The organism is Aestuariivirga litoralis (genome assembly GCF_003234965.1).
GTDB lineage: Bacteria > Pseudomonadota > Alphaproteobacteria > Rhizobiales > Aestuariivirgaceae > Aestuariivirga > Aestuariivirga litoralis.
Map to the genome: position 1 here is coordinate 103,226 of NZ_QKVK01000004.1, position 13,332 is coordinate 116,557.

Consider the following 13,332-nt stretch of genomic DNA (forward strand, 5'->3'; position numbering starts at 1 on the left):
ATGGGGGGTGGCAGGCCGTTTCTAGAACTCGATCCCGGCCTGGGCCTTCACGCCGGAGCGGAAGGGGTGCTTCACCTGTTCCATTTCGGTGACGAGGTCGGCGACCTCGATCAGCTCGTCCTTGGCGTTGCGGCCGGTGACGACGACGTGCTTGCCCTCGGGCTTGTTCCTCAGCACCTCGAGCACCTCCTCGAGCGGGAGATAGTCATAGCGCAGCACGATGTTGAGCTCGTCGAGCAGCACCATCTTGTAGTCCGGGTCGGCGATCATCTTCTTGGCCTCTTCCCAGGCGGCGCGGGAATGGGCGATGTCGCGCTCCCTGTCCTGGGTTTCCCAGGTGAAGCCTTCGCCCATGGCCTTGATGGTGACGAGATCGGGGAACTTCTCCAGCACCGTGCGCTCGCCCGTGGCCCAGGCGCCCTTCACGAACTGGATGACGCCCGACTTCATGCCGTGGCCCACGCAGCGGAACACCATGCCGAAGGCCGCCGTGGACTTGCCCTTGCCCTTGCCCGTGTGGACGATAAGCAGCCCCTTCTCGATGGTCTTGCCGGCCATGATCTTGGCGCGTGCGGCCTTCTTCTTCGCCATCTTCTCGTGGTGGCGGGCATTGTCGTGGTCGGGGGTCTCGTCGGTCATCTCGTCAGCTCCTCGAGGAGGTCATGGGTCGAATTGAGGCGGGGTGTCCACAACCCGCGTTCGCGCGCCTCCGCAAAGCGCTCGGCAATCTCGCGCAGTGCCGCGGGGTTGTTGTCTCGGATGAAGTCCCGTGTCGCATCATCGGCGAGGAAGGCGTCATAGGCCAGGTCGAAATGATGGGTCCGCACGGCACCCGTGGTGGCTGCGAAGGCGAACATGTAGTCGACGGTGGCGGCGATCTCGAAGGCGCCCTTGTAGCCATGGCGCTTCACGCCCGCGATCCACTTGGGGTTGACGACGCGGGAGCGCATGACGCGGCCCACTTCTTCTTCAAGTGTCCGGATCACCGGGCGCTCGGGGCGGGAATGGTCGTTGTGGTAGACGCGCGGGCGGCTGCCCGAGGCCTGTTCGACGGCAGCCGTCATGCCGCCCTCGAACTGGTAATAATCGTCCGAGTCGAGCAGGTCATGCTCGCGGTTGTCCTGGTTGTGGACCACGGCCTCGATGCGCTTCAGCCGCTCGGTGAAGGCCTTCTCGTCGTTGATGCCTTGCGCCTTCGCGCCATAGGCATAGGCACCCCATGTGATGTAGGCCGCCGCCAGATCGGTGCGGTCGGTCCAGATCTTCTCGTCGATCAGGGCCTGCAGGCCCGCGCCATAGGCGCCGGGGCGCGAGCCGAAGATGCGGTGCCCGGCCATGTCGCGCGCTGCCTCAGGGTCAATGCCTGAGGCGGCGAGCGTCTTCGCTTCCGTGCGAATACGCGCGGCGAGCGGGTTGTCATCGTCATCCTCGTCGAGGGCGCCGACGGCGCGGATGGCCCTGTCGAGCAGTTCGATCTGGGCGGGGAAGGCATCGCGGAAGAAGCCGGAGATGCGCAGCGTGACGTCGACGCGCGGGCGGCCGAGCTTCGCGAGCGGAATGATCTCGTAACCGGTAACGCGCCAGCTCGATGGCTCCCACACAGGTCTCGCGCCGATGAGGGCCAGGGCCTGCGCGATGTCGTCGCCACCGGTGCGCATGTTGGAGGTGCCCCAGGCGGAAAGGCCAAGGGCCTTCGGGTATTGCCCGACATCCTGGAAGTGGCGGAGCAGCAGGTCTTCCGCCGATTTCTGGCCGAGGTTCCAGGCGGTGGCCGTGGGGACCGTGCGGTTGTCGAGTGAGTAGAAGTTCCGGCCCGTGGGCAGCACGTCGAGGCGCCCGCGCGTCGGCGCACCGGAGGAACCGGGGGCGACGAATTGGCCGGCGAGGCCCTTCAGCAGTGAGGCGATCTCGTCCGGGCCGCAGGCGCGGAGCGCGGGGCGGATGCGGCTGTCGATCTCGGCGAGCACCGTGTGGGTGGCCGCGAAGTCATTCGGGAGCACCGCACCATCAAGCAGTGAGGCGGCGAAGAGCTCCAGCCTTTCGACGGCATCCCCGTTGCTGCGCCATGGATCGGTTGTCAGGGCTTGCAGTTGCGCGGGCCTGTCGCCCGCCCATGCGGCGGCCATCTCGCAGGTGAGGGGATCGAAATCCGTGAAGCCGAAATCCTTGGCCAGCGCCCGGATCAGCGACTGGTCGCCGCCTTCGCCCAGGCCCCGCGGCACGCGGGTGAGGGCCAACAGCAGGTCGGTCTCGAGGCGGCCTTGCGGCGAGGTGCCGAGAATGTGCAGCCCATCCCGGATCTGCGCCTCCTTGAGGTCGCAGAGGAAGGCGTCGAGCCGTTGCAGGTCGGCGTCATCCTCACCGGTGAAGCCGGCATCTGCGTCGAGGCGGGACGATTTCGTGAGGTCGAGGATGTCGCGCTTGAGCGAATCCCGGCGGCGGGCATCGAGGCCGGAGGCGAGGTAGTACTCATCGACGAGGGCCTCGAGGTCCTTCAGCGGGCCATAGGTCTCGGCGCGCGTCAGCGGCGGCGTGAGGTGGTCGATGATGACGGCGCCGGTGCGGCGCTTGGCCTGCGTGCCCTCGCCGGGGTCATTGACGATGAAGGGATAGAGTTGCGGCAGGGCCCCGAGCGCCACTTCCGGCAGGCACTCACGCGTGAGCGCATTGGCCTTGCCCGGAAGCCATTCGAGATTGCCGTGCTTGCCGTTGTGGATGACGGCGTCGGCCTTGAAGTGGTGGCGGAGCCAGAAATAGAACGCGAGATAGCCGTGCGGCGGGAGAAGAGCCGGGTCGTGGTAGGTCGATTTCGGATCGATGTTGTAGCCGCGCGCCGGCTGGATGGCGACGGCGGCATTGCCGTAGAGGCGGATGGGCAGGTGGAAGGCGCCGTCGGCGAAGAAGGGATCGCGGGAAGGATCGCCCCAGCGCGCGGTGATCCGGGTGCGGAGGGGTTCGGGCAGGGTGTTGAAGTGGGCGAGGTAGTTGTCCATCGCCAGCACACAACCATCATCGCCGGGCTTGACCCTGCGGTCCTTTTCGCCGCCGTCCGCAAAGGATGCCCGGGACGAGCCCAGGCATGATGAGTGTGTGGAGGCGGGGGACGCGGCACGCGCGGCATTCGTCGGCCCGCGCTGCAGGTCCTCGATGATGTCGTTGCCGGTTTCAGGGTATTCGCCGACACCATAACCCTCGGCGCGCAGGGCATCGAGGATGGCGACCGTGCTGGCGGGCGTGTCGTAGCCGACGCCATTGGCGATGCGGCCGTCCTTGTTGGGGTAGTTGGCGAGGACGATGGCCACGCGGCGTTCGGGCGCCGGCGTGCGGCGGAGCTTCGCCCAGTTGGCGGCGAGATCGGCGACGAAGGCGACGCGGTCCGGCACCGCGCGGTAGGTCACGATGCGGCACTCGGTCGCTTCGTGCCACAGGCTGTCGGCCTTGAAGGAAACCGCGCGCGACATGATGCGCCCATCGAGTTCCGGCAGCACCACGTTCATCGCGAGATCGCGGGCGTTGAGGCCCTGCGCGGACTCGCGCCAGCTTTCCTCGGAGGAGCCCGAGAGCACGACCTGCAGCACCGGGCAGTCATGTGCGGCCAGTGGGTCGGCGCTGCCACCGGACGCCACGGCGAAGCTGGTGCAGTTGAGGATGACGTCGGGTGCCGCGAGCTGCTGCTGGAGCATTTCGACGCTGGCGCGGTCCTTGAGACTGGCGACGTAGAAGGCCTTCGCGCCGACGCCCCGTTCGAAAAGAGCATCGACCAGCGCATCGATGGGCGCGGTCTGCGCGCCTTCGAGGACGGAGCGGTAGAAGACGATGGCGGCGCACGGGCGGCCCGCGCCGGAAGCGTCGCGGTAAAGGCCCGCCTTGGGCAGTTCGCGCGCCGGGGGCGGCGCGTCGCCGCCTTCGGTGAGGTGGCGGCAATAGGCGAGGAAGGCCGCGGCGTTTTCCGCTCCACCTGTCACCAGATACTGGCGCAGGCGCTCACAGTGGTGGGGGGCGAGCGTCGAGCGCGCGGTGAGATCGGGGTCGGGCTGTGCATCGCCGGGCAGGATGCAGAGCATGATGCCGCGCTCCCTTGCCATGGCTTCGACCTGGTCGAGGCCATAGCTCCAGTAGGATGTGCCACCAAGCACGCGCAGCACGATGAGTTTCGCGTGGGCGAGCGTCTTCTCGATGTAGAGATCGACCGAGAGCGGATGCTGCAGCTGCAGGAGGTTCGCAAGCCGCAGCGGGCAATGCGCGCCGTCATGCGCGCGGGCGAGGGAGGCGAGTTCGCTGTCCGCGGCGGACAGGACGACGATGTCGGCGGGAGACTGCGCGAGATCGACAGCTTCCGAGCCGCCGTCGATCACCCCCGATGTCGTGGCGAGGAGATGCATTACCGGAATACACTCTCAAGGCCGGGATGGCGCTTCACGTCCGCGCATGCTGAACCAAAGCGGGGCCCCGGCCTTCGCCGGGGTGACGGCATGATGTGTGTGTGCCGGGCTGGCACCAGCTATCCCCGCAGCATGGCGGCGATGGCCTCGCGGTCCATGTGCTTTTCGCCGATGATCACGAGCTCGGTGCCGCGCCGGTCACCCGCTTTCCACGGGCGGTCGAAATAGCTGTTGAGGCGCGGGCCTACGGCCTGGACGAGCAGGCGCGCGGGCGAGCCCTTGACGTCGACGAAGCCCTTGAGGCGCAGGATGTCGTGCTTCGCAATGGTGTCCTCGATGCGCGCGAGGAGCGTGGCCTTGTCCGCCACTTCGCCAAGGGACACGATGAAGGTGACGAAGTCGTCGTGGTCATGCTGCTCCTCGCCTTCCATCTCGTGGTGCGAGAGGCGGTTGTGGAGGTCGTCCTCGGCAGAGGCGCCGACACCCAGGAGGGCAGCGATGTCGATCTGGCCGTGGCGGGTGGGTACGAGGCGGGTGCCGGCACGCACCTTCTGCTTCAGCTCTGCCGAGACCGCGTCGTGTTCGCCCTCGCCGAGAAGATCGGTCTTGTTGACGATCACCATGTCGGCGCAGTTGAGCTGGTCCTCGAAGAGTTCCTCGATCGGGTTCTCGTGGTCGAGGTTGGGATCGGCCTCGCGCTGGGCCTGCACGGCCTCCTCGTCATCGGCGAAGCGGCCTTCTGCCAAAGCCTTGGCATCGACCACGGTGACCACGCCGTCCACCGTGACGCGCGACTTGATCTCGGGCCAGTTGAAGGCGCGGACCAGCGGCTGGGGAAGGGCGAGACCGGAGGTCTCGATCACGATGTGGGTGGGCGGGTCCTTGCGGTCCAGGAGCTTCTTCATGGTGGGCACGAAGTCGTCCGCCACCGTGCAGCAGATGCAGCCATTGGCGAGCTCGATCACGTCTTCCTCGCTGCAGGCCTCGACGCCGCAGCTGCGCAGGATCTCGCCGTCGACGCCGACATCGCCGAACTCGTTGATGACGAGCGCGATGCGGCGGCCCCTGGCGTTTTCCAGCATGTTGCGGATCAGCGTGGTCTTGCCCGCACCGAGGAAGCCGGTGACGACGGTGGCGGGGATCTTTTCGGTGCTCATGTGGCGTAGATGTCCTTGGCGGTCCGGTCCAGCCCGAGGCCCAGCAGGAGCCCGATGATGCACCAGAAAACGGCGTTGGCGGCAATGGAGTTGGCGACGAAGCGGGCGACCAGCTCGGCAGGCACGAGGTTCTCGCCATGCGGCGCCACCGGGGCGCCGATGACATGCGGTGCGAGGATCAGCACCGCCGCGAGCACCAGCGCGAAGGCCCGCGTCTGCGTGGCGATGAGATAGATGCCGGCGGCCGTGGCGGCGATGGTGCAGACCCACCACACCTGGCGCGCGAGGAGATCGGCCGCGGCCATGCCCGGAAGCTCCGGCGGCAGGCCGGCGGCGGGGGCCAGCGTCACGGCCAGGAAGCCGCAGAGGCCCCACAGGATGCCGTTCCGCCGGGTGATCTGCAGGCCAGTCAGCAGCGAGATCGCCGCGAGGATTGCGGCGAAGCCCGCGCCCGTCATGGCGGCGGTAACCGTCGTGGCGAGGGTGCGCTGCCAGCCGTTCTCCGGCATCCAGCCTTCACCGTGGTCATGGTCGTGACCGCCGGATTCGGCCACGGCTCCGGGCTCCGGTGTGGTGCCATGCGAATGGGACGCGGGGTCGCCCGCGCGCTCGAAGGCCTCGGCCTCGAGAATCAGGGGGGTGAGCCGCACATGCTGGATCACGCCCATGACGAGGCCCGCCGCGATCCCTGCCAGGAGCACGGCGAGCACGACTCGCCCGATCATATGAAGAGCCGGGGGCTCAGTGGCAGGGGAAGCCGATGGCATGGCGCGTGTCATGCGCCGTGTTGTGCGCAACCGCCATGGAGGAGAGGCCGACCGCGAAAGTGAGCGTCAGGCCGACGAAGAGCAGCGCGAAACCGGCGGCAATGCGCTTCGAGGCGGTGAGCGAGGTGGTGGAAGAAATCGAGCGAGCGGTCATGAACACCCTCCGTGGTGACCTGTTTCTAGTCCTGTTGCGTGGCAGGTCTCCTGACTTGCGGGTCGCTGAACCTTGGCGGCCTTCCCGGTTTCCCAGTGGCCAGAAGTGCCAAGGCCCTCACCGCTCACAGTTGCGGGGGCAGTCACGGATTCGGCCCCTTTTGGGTCGTCCTCACCGTGTTCCCTGTTAGGCCCGCCATCCGTCTGGCAGCGGGCACCACACGCCAACTGTAATGCCATCTTGACAGCCGCCCGTCAACACGTCGGCGGCGGGGTGGAGTCCAGAAACGACACAGGACAAGGCTTCGCGTTTACCACCTGTCAATCTTGCAAAGCCCTCCCGGCAATAGGTTTTTAACCACGCGGAACCAATACTCCGAGTCATGAGCATCCGTACCCTGTTCCTCGCCTCCGTCTGTTCCGTGGTCCTCGCCGCCAGCGCCGTTCCGGCCTGGTCCGCCGCATCCACTCCCGAAACCGAGCTTGCCGCCGAGGCTTACAAAGCTTTGCAGGCGGGTGACGCCGAGGTTGCCGTCGCCGACTACACCAAGGCGATCGACTCGCGCGCCCTGCCGCCCGATGTCCTTGCCAATGCTCTGCTCAACCGCGGTCTGGCCTACCAGCGGCTCAATGAGCATGAGTTCGCCATCGACGATTATACCGCGGCCCTCCGAATCGATGCCCTGTCCGGCAAGGTGCGTGCCCTGGCGCTCTACAATCGCGGCCTGTCCTATCAGCGCCTGGAGCGCAATTCCCTGGCGATGGAGGATTATACCTCCGCCCTGTTCCTCGATGCGAGCTTCAGCCACGCCTATTACAGCCGCGGCACGCTGCTGCGGGATTCCGGGCAGTATCTCTTCGCGCTTGCGGATTTCGACAAGGCCCTGAACTATGGATACCCGGACCCGGCGCGCGTCTATGTCGCCCAGGCCGGGACATTCGAGAAGCTGCAGCGCACGGCCGATGCCCGCGAGGCGCTCGAGAAGGCGCTGCAGGCGAAGCCCGGATACGAGCCCGCGCTGCAACGCCTTGCGGCGCTCGACGGCGCCCCGGCGGCCAGCGCCTCCGGTGATGCCATCCACACCGCCGACACCAGCCCCGCCAGCGACCAGCTTCCGGCCGCGAAGGCGCCTTCGGCTGACCTGATGGGCGGCGAGGCGCAGGCTGCCGAGGCCGAGCAGTCCACCCCCAAGCTCTACACCGACCGCGTGCCACAGGAGCAGCCGGTGCGCGTCGCCTCTGCCGAGCCCGTGGCCGAGGCGCAGCCCGAGGAGAAGGTCCTCGCCGTCGAGGACGTGCCGGACGACAGCGCCGCAGCGCCCGCGCCGGAGGCAGACGAGGTCCAGACCGCCTCCGCCGAGCCGGCCCCGGCCGATGAGGCGCCGCCGCAGAAGATCACCGGCTGGTCGGTGCAGCTGGCGTCCGCCACAACCGAAGATTCGGCCTGGTCCACCTGGCGCAAGATGCAGTCGCGCAACAAGGCGCTTGCCGCGCAGAAGCCCGTCGTGGTGCGGGCCGACCTCGGCAGCAAGGGCGTGTTCTACCGCGTGCGGCTCGTCGGCTTCGACAGCCAGGAAGACGCCGGGCGCGCCTGCTCGAAGCTCAAGTCCAAGGGCGTGAAGTGTTTCATCAGCAAGGCTTCTTCCTGATCGAGTTGCGGGAAGGGGATGGGGACCCGGTGCGGGGGGCATTACCCTCGCGCCGGGTTTTGCTTTCAATAAGCCGGTGTTAAGCGTTGGGAATTAACCTAGCGTCATGTTCGTCCTGAGCGATTTTCAGCGCCTCATGGTGTCGGCCAGTGAGGAGCCGGAGCCTCCGGAATTACCGGGCGGCATCAACGAGGAGGGGGTCGCGGCGCTCACCGCCCTGGTGAATGCTGCCAATGCCGTCCTGCATCACGAGCTGATTTCCCGGATCCACTGCCAGACCCCGGAATTCTTCGAACGCCTGGTGATCGATGTGCTGCTGGCCATGGGCTATGGCGCCGACCGGGCCGCCATGGCGCAATGCCTTGGCCGCTCGGGCGACGGCGGCATCGACGGCATCGTCGTGCTTGATGAGCTGGGCTTCGATTCGATCTGCATCCAGGCCAAGCGCCTGAAGCCGGGCACGCCGGTGCCGATCTCGGACGTCAGGGACTTTGCCGGGAGCCTCGAGGCCCGGCGGGCCGCCAAGGGCGTTTTCGTGACCACAACGCATTTTTCCGCCGGGGCAGCGGAGTTCTGCAGCCAGCTGGTGCGCCGCGTCGTGCTGATCGACGGCAACCGCCTGGCGGAGCTGATGCTGCGCCATGGCATCGGCATAAGGGTGCAGCACCGCTTCGAGATCAGGACGCTGGACCGGAGCTATTTCGCACCGGGCACGGTGGAGGGAGCGGGCTGAGCATGGCTGGGGAAAACCCGTCCTTTGGCGGTTCACCCGGCAGGCGGCCTTGCCTATGATCGGGCGATGCCGCTCAATATCGTCAAGCTCTGCGTCGGCGTGTCCGAGATCGACGAACTGGAGTCCTGGGTCAAGGACTGCAAGGCCGGCCGCGACACGCTTGATCACGTCACCCGCATGTTTCCCAAGCGCCGGGATGAAATCCTGCCGGGCGGGTCGCTCTATTGGGTGTTGCGCGGCATGATCCTGTGCCGGCAGCCGATCGCTGCCCTGGAGCCGGTGACGGGGGCCGACGGCATCGAGCGGTGCCGCATCGTGTTCAAGCCGCAGATCATCCCCGTGCGGCCGGTGCCGCGCCGCGCCTTCCAGGGCTGGCGTTATCTCGAGGACAGCGACTCGCCGCCCGATCTGCCGCGGTCGTCGCGCATCGAGGGCATGCCGGAAAAACTCCGCCGCGAACTGGCGGAGCTGGGCCTGTTGTGAGGGTGCGGCGGCTTGCCGCCGCGGATGACGCGGGCATGGCGGCGCTGCTCCTGCAGCGCTTCTTCCGCGAGGAGGGTTTCACCACCCCAGACGAGACGATCCTCGCCAACCTGCACAAGATGCTGAAGATGGAGCACTGCGCGGTGCTGCTGGCGGAGAACGCGGAAGAGGCGGTCGGCGTCGCCACCGTCTCGATGGACTTCGGCATCGAATATGGCTGGTCGGCCGAGCTCGGTGATCTCTATGTGCTGCCCCGGCATCGCGGCAGGGGCATTGCGCGGCAGCTGATCGGCGCGGCGGAAGACTGGCTGCGCGGCATGGGTGCCACCGGTTACCAGGTTACGGTAACGCCTCACGGCGCCGATGCCGACCTCAGGCGGTTCTACCTGTCGCTTGGCTTCGAGGACGAGCGCAGGGCTCTGCTCTATCGCATGCTGTAGGCGAAGGGTTTCTCGAACGGCCGTCAGGCGCTGGTGTCGGGCGGCCTGACGAGGGCGCAGCCGTTGATCTGCCAGGTGCCGTCCGGCTGCCGCTCCATGGTGTAGATCGCCTCATAGGTGAGCCCGTCCGGTCCGACGATGGTGACGCGCTGGATGGGGCGGCCGGAGGCGGAGAACCCCGCCTTGCCGAAGCTGTAGGACTGCGGCCGGTAGACCGGCTGGTAGCCCTGGCGCACCATGCCCATGAAGCGTTCGGGATCCGGGAAGATCTGGCGGATCATCGGGGCGGCGTGGCTGTAGGCGCGGGCGGTGTCGTCGGCCTGGAAGGCGGTGATCTGGTCGCTGATCACGGCGCGGAAATCCGCCTCGTCCTGGGCGGATAGCGATTCTGCGCGGAGGGGGAGAGCAAATGTCAGGAAAGCGGCGAGAAGGCACATGATCAGTCGCATGGCAGTCTCCGTGGCTGGGCGGTTTTCAGGCAGCTACGCCGCAGCTGCTGCGACGGATTGGTGTGTGCGCTGCAACAACATTGAGTCATAAGACTTTTTTCTCGATCAGGCCGGTTCCAGCACACTTGACGGTTCGAAATTCGCGGTTGAGTATGCCGCCCGGCAATCAGAGAATTCCCCGGCACCGGGCAACCCAGCGAGACGGCGGGGTTGCACAAGACCGGACCGCGGGAGTCCAAATCGGGAGGACCCAAATGCCTGCAATTTCCATGAAGGTGAACGGCCAGGCCGTTTGCGGCGAGGTCGAGGGCCGTACGCTGCTCGTCGAATTCATCCGCGAGAAGATCGGCCTGACCGGCACTCACGTCGGCTGCGACACCAGCCAGTGCGGTGCCTGTGTCGTGCTGGTGAACGGCAAGGCCGTGAAGTCGTGCACGGCGCTCGCCGTGGCCCATGACGGGGCCGAGGTGATCACCGTCGAGGGCCTCGCCGCCGACGGCAAGCTGCACCCGATGCAGGAGGCCTTCAAGGACAACCACGGCCTGCAGTGCGGCTTCTGCACCCCCGGCATGGTGATCGCCTCGATCGACATGGTGAACCGCCTGGGCAAGAACCTGAGCGAGGAGACCATCCGCCACGAGCTCGAAGGCAATATCTGCCGCTGCACGGGCTATCATAACATCGTCGCCGCCGTGAAGGCCGGCGCGGCCAACATGTGATTTTGGGGAGGACCGAAGACATGGATAACGGAACCGGCATCGGTGCCCGCGTCAAGCGCAAGGAAGACCATCGCTTCCTCACCGGCAAGGGCAACTACACCGACGACATCAACCTGCCCAAGCAGACCTACGCCTACTTCGTGCGCAGCCCCCACGCGCATGCCACCATCAACAAGATCGACACCGCGGCGGCGAAGAAGATGCCGGGCGTGGTCGGCATCTTCACCGGCGAGGACATCGCCAACTCGAAGCTCGGTGGCCTGATCTGCGGCTGGATGATCCACTCCAAGGACGGTTCGCCGATGAAGGCTGGCCCGCACCCGGTGCTGGCCCAGGGCAAGGTGCGCTATGTGGGTGACCACGTGGCCGTGGTCATCGCCGAAACGCGCGAGCAGGCCAAGGCCGCGGCGGGCGCCGTGGAGGTCGACTACGGCGTGCTGCCGCATGTCGTCGACGTGGCGGATGCCATGGGCCACAAGGCGCAGATCCACGACGTGGCGCCCGACAACCGGGTGTTCAACTGGTCGATCGGCGACGAGGCCGCGACGGACGCCGCCTTCAAGAAGGCCGCCCACGTCACCAAGATCGACCTCGTCAACAACCGCCTGATCCCCAATGCCATGGAGCCGCGCGCGGCCATCGGCTATTATGACACGGGTGCGGACCACTACACCCTCTACACGACGAGCCAGAACCCGCACGTGGCGCGCCTCGTGATCTCGGCCTTCCACGGCCTGGCGCCCGAGCACAAGCTGCGCGTCATCGCACCCGACGTGGGCGGCGGCTTCGGTTCCAAGATCTTCATCTATGCCGAAGAGGTGGTCTGCGTCTGGGCCTCGAAATATGTGGGCGGCCGCCCGGTGAAGTGGACGGCCGAGCGCACCGAGAGCTTCCTCGCCGACGCGCATGGCCGTGACCACGTCACCCATGCCGAACTGGCCACCGATGCCGGTGGCAAGATCATCGGCTTCAAGGTCCACACCAAGGCGGCGATGGGCGCCTACCTCTCGACGTTCTCGTCCTGCGTGCCGACCTATCTCTACGCAACCCTGCTGTCGGGCCAGTACAACATCCCGGCGATCTATGCCGAGGTGGACGCGCTCTACACCAACACCGCACCCGTCGATGCCTATCGCGGCGCCGGCCGTCCGGAGGCGACCTACGTGGTCGAGCGCATCGTCGAGACCGCGGCGCGCGAACTGAAGATGGATCCGGCCGAGTTCCGCCGGAAGAACTTCGTCACCCAGTTCCCGCACCAGACCCCGGTCATCATGTGCTACGACGCGGGCGACTATGCCGCCGCCCTCGACGAGGCGATGAAGATCGCCGACGTGAAGGGCTTCCCGGCCCGCAAGGCGGCCTCCGCCGCCAAGGGCAACTACCGGGGCCTCGGCTATTCGGCCTATATCGAAGCCTGCGGCATCGCGCCGTCGGCGGCGATCGGCTCGCTGGGCGCCGGCGTCGGCCTGTGGGAGTCGGCGGAAGTGCGCGTCAACCCGGTCGGCACGGTGGAGATCCTCACGGGCTCCCACAGCCACGGCCAGGGCCATGAGACGACCTTCGCGCAGCTGGTGTCGGACCGTCTCGGCGTCGACATCAACAACGTGGCGATCGTCCATGGCGACACCGACAAGGTGCAGTTCGGCATGGGCACCTATGGCTCGCGCTCGGGTGCGGTTGGCATGACGGCGATCTCCAAGGCCCTCGACAAGATCGAGGCCAAGGCCAAGCGCATCGCCGCCGCCGTGATGGAGAGCTCGCCCGAGGACGTCGAGTTCAAGAACGGCACCTTCACGGTCAAGGGCACCGACAAGAAGATGGCCTTCGGCGAGGTGGCGCTCTCGGCCTATGTGGCGCACAAGTTCAACTCGGCCGAGATCGAGCCGGGCCTGAAGGAGAGTGCCTTCCATGACCCGTCCAACTTCGTCTTCCCGGCCGGCGTGCACATCGCCGAGGTCGAGATCGACGGCGACACGGGTGTGACCACCGTCGTCAACTACACGGCGGTCGACGACTTCGGCAACGTCATCAACCCGATGATCGTCGAAGGCCAGGTGCATGGCGGCATCACCCAGGGCATCGGCCAGGCACTGGCCGAGGGTGCGGTTTATGACAAGGTGTCGGGCCAGCTGCTGACCGGCTCCTACATGGACTACCAGATGCCGCGCGCGGCGGACGTGCCGTCCTACAAGCTGGGCTTCACCTGCACGCCTTGCCCGAGCAACCCGCTCGGCATGAAGGGCTGCGGCGAGGCCGGCGCCATCGCTTCTCCGGCGGCCGTGATGAACGCGGTGACGGATGCGCTGGCGGTGAAGGACGTGCCGATGCCGGCCACGCCCAACGTCGTGTGGAACCAGTTGCAGCACCTCAAGAAGGCTGCGGAATAAGGCGGGAGGACCC

At 66.8% G+C, this 13,332-nt stretch carries 12 protein-coding genes and 1 riboswitch; of the genes, 6 read left to right on the forward strand and 6 right to left on the reverse strand.

Annotated features, from left to right (window positions below):
* Nucleotides 1–21: 21 nt before the first annotated feature.
* From cobO to DK847_RS10265, 5 genes are all read right to left on the reverse strand, one after another.
* Nucleotides 22–639, reverse strand: coding sequence for a cob(I)yrinic acid a,c-diamide adenosyltransferase (gene cobO / locus DK847_RS10245; protein ID WP_111198351.1), 618 nt, complete (start codon nucleotides 637–639; stop codon nucleotides 22–24).
* Entirely contained in the window at nucleotides 636–4,382 is a 3,747-nt protein-coding gene (gene cobN, locus DK847_RS10250) for a cobaltochelatase subunit CobN (RefSeq protein WP_111198352.1), read from the reverse strand. Before cobN ends, cobO begins: the two co-directional genes overlap by 4 nt.
* A gap of 119 nt (nucleotides 4,383–4,501) precedes the next feature.
* Nucleotides 4,502–5,539, reverse strand: coding sequence for a cobalamin biosynthesis protein CobW (gene cobW, locus DK847_RS10255; protein WP_111198354.1), 1,038 nt, complete (start codon nucleotides 5,537–5,539; stop codon nucleotides 4,502–4,504).
* Nucleotides 5,536–6,318, reverse strand: a complete 783-nt coding sequence (locus DK847_RS10260) for a CbtA family protein (RefSeq protein ID WP_111198356.1) — start codon at nucleotides 6,316–6,318, stop codon at nucleotides 5,536–5,538. The genes cobW and DK847_RS10260 overlap by 4 nt, the downstream gene beginning before the upstream one ends.
* Complete coding sequence (locus DK847_RS10265) at nucleotides 6,281–6,460, reverse strand: CbtB domain-containing protein (RefSeq protein WP_111198661.1); 180 nt, start codon at nucleotides 6,458–6,460, stop codon at nucleotides 6,281–6,283. The genes DK847_RS10260 and DK847_RS10265 overlap by 38 nt, the downstream gene beginning before the upstream one ends.
* Before the next feature lie 23 nt (nucleotides 6,461–6,483).
* Nucleotides 6,484–6,696: riboswitch (cobalamin riboswitch) on the reverse strand.
* A gap of 146 nt (nucleotides 6,697–6,842) precedes the next feature.
* Here DK847_RS10265 and DK847_RS10270 point away from each other — a divergent pair.
* The 4 genes from DK847_RS10270 to DK847_RS10285 all read left to right on the forward strand — a co-directional run bounded on the left by DK847_RS10270 (nucleotide 6,843) and on the right by DK847_RS10285 (nucleotide 9,764).
* Nucleotides 6,843–8,108, forward strand: a complete 1,266-nt coding sequence (locus DK847_RS10270) for an SPOR domain-containing protein (RefSeq protein ID WP_111198357.1) — start codon at nucleotides 6,843–6,845, stop codon at nucleotides 8,106–8,108.
* Between the two features lie 106 nt (nucleotides 8,109–8,214).
* Nucleotides 8,215–8,841: a restriction endonuclease gene (locus DK847_RS10275; protein WP_245414582.1), complete on the forward strand. Its 627-nt coding sequence runs from the start codon at nucleotides 8,215–8,217 to the stop codon at nucleotides 8,839–8,841.
* 66 nt (nucleotides 8,842–8,907) lie between these two features.
* On the forward strand, nucleotides 8,908–9,324 hold the full coding sequence (locus DK847_RS10280) for a DUF1489 family protein (RefSeq protein WP_111198359.1): 417 nt from the start codon (nucleotides 8,908–8,910) through the stop codon (nucleotides 9,322–9,324).
* A 35-nt stretch (nucleotides 9,325–9,359) separates the two neighbouring features.
* Nucleotides 9,360–9,764: a GNAT family N-acetyltransferase gene (locus DK847_RS10285; protein WP_146256097.1), complete on the forward strand. Its 405-nt coding sequence runs from the start codon at nucleotides 9,360–9,362 to the stop codon at nucleotides 9,762–9,764.
* Between the two features lie 23 nt (nucleotides 9,765–9,787).
* Here the strand turns inward: DK847_RS10285 and DK847_RS10290 are convergent, their stop codons facing one another.
* Nucleotides 9,788–10,213: a DUF4864 domain-containing protein gene (locus DK847_RS10290; RefSeq protein WP_161957226.1), complete on the reverse strand. Its 426-nt coding sequence runs from the start codon at nucleotides 10,211–10,213 to the stop codon at nucleotides 9,788–9,790.
* 254 nt (nucleotides 10,214–10,467) lie between these two features.
* Here DK847_RS10290 and DK847_RS10295 point away from each other — a divergent pair, with 254 nt between their 5' ends.
* Together DK847_RS10295 and DK847_RS10300 are read left to right on the forward strand one after the other, a co-directional pair.
* Entirely contained in the window at nucleotides 10,468–10,932 is a 465-nt protein-coding gene (locus tag DK847_RS10295; protein WP_111198364.1) for a (2Fe-2S)-binding protein, read from the forward strand.
* Between the two features lie 20 nt (nucleotides 10,933–10,952).
* Nucleotides 10,953–13,319: a xanthine dehydrogenase family protein molybdopterin-binding subunit gene (locus DK847_RS10300; RefSeq protein WP_111198366.1), complete on the forward strand. Its 2,367-nt coding sequence runs from the start codon at nucleotides 10,953–10,955 to the stop codon at nucleotides 13,317–13,319.
* Nucleotides 13,320–13,332: the final 13 nt, after the last annotated feature.

Coding starts and splice junctions, on each gene's coding strand:
- DK847_RS10270 (WP_111198357.1), top strand. CDS start 6,843: ATGAGCATCCGTACCCTGTTCCTCGCCTCCGTCTGTTCCGTGGTCCTC.
- cobW (WP_111198354.1), bottom strand. CDS start 5,539: ATGAGCACCGAAAAGATCCCCGCCACCGTCGTCACCGGCTTCCTCGGT.
- DK847_RS10285 (WP_146256097.1), top strand. CDS start 9,360: ATGGCGGCGCTGCTCCTGCAGCGCTTCTTCCGCGAGGAGGGTTTCACC.
- DK847_RS10265 (WP_111198661.1), bottom strand. CDS start 6,460: ATGACCGCTCGCTCGATTTCTTCCACCACCTCGCTCACCGCCTCGAAG.
- DK847_RS10280 (WP_111198359.1), top strand. CDS start 8,908: ATGCCGCTCAATATCGTCAAGCTCTGCGTCGGCGTGTCCGAGATCGAC.
- DK847_RS10295 (WP_111198364.1), top strand. CDS start 10,468: ATGCCTGCAATTTCCATGAAGGTGAACGGCCAGGCCGTTTGCGGCGAG.
- cobO (WP_111198351.1), bottom strand. CDS start 639: ATGACCGACGAGACCCCCGACCACGACAATGCCCGCCACCACGAGAAG.
- DK847_RS10275 (WP_245414582.1), top strand. CDS start 8,215: ATGTTCGTCCTGAGCGATTTTCAGCGCCTCATGGTGTCGGCCAGTGAG.
- DK847_RS10260 (WP_111198356.1), bottom strand. CDS start 6,318: ATGACACGCGCCATGCCATCGGCTTCCCCTGCCACTGAGCCCCCGGCT.
- DK847_RS10300 (WP_111198366.1), top strand. CDS start 10,953: ATGGATAACGGAACCGGCATCGGTGCCCGCGTCAAGCGCAAGGAAGAC.
- cobN (WP_111198352.1), bottom strand. CDS start 4,382: ATGCATCTCCTCGCCACGACATCGGGGGTGATCGACGGCGGCTCGGAA.
- DK847_RS10290 (WP_161957226.1), bottom strand. CDS start 10,213: ATGCGACTGATCATGTGCCTTCTCGCCGCTTTCCTGACATTTGCTCTC.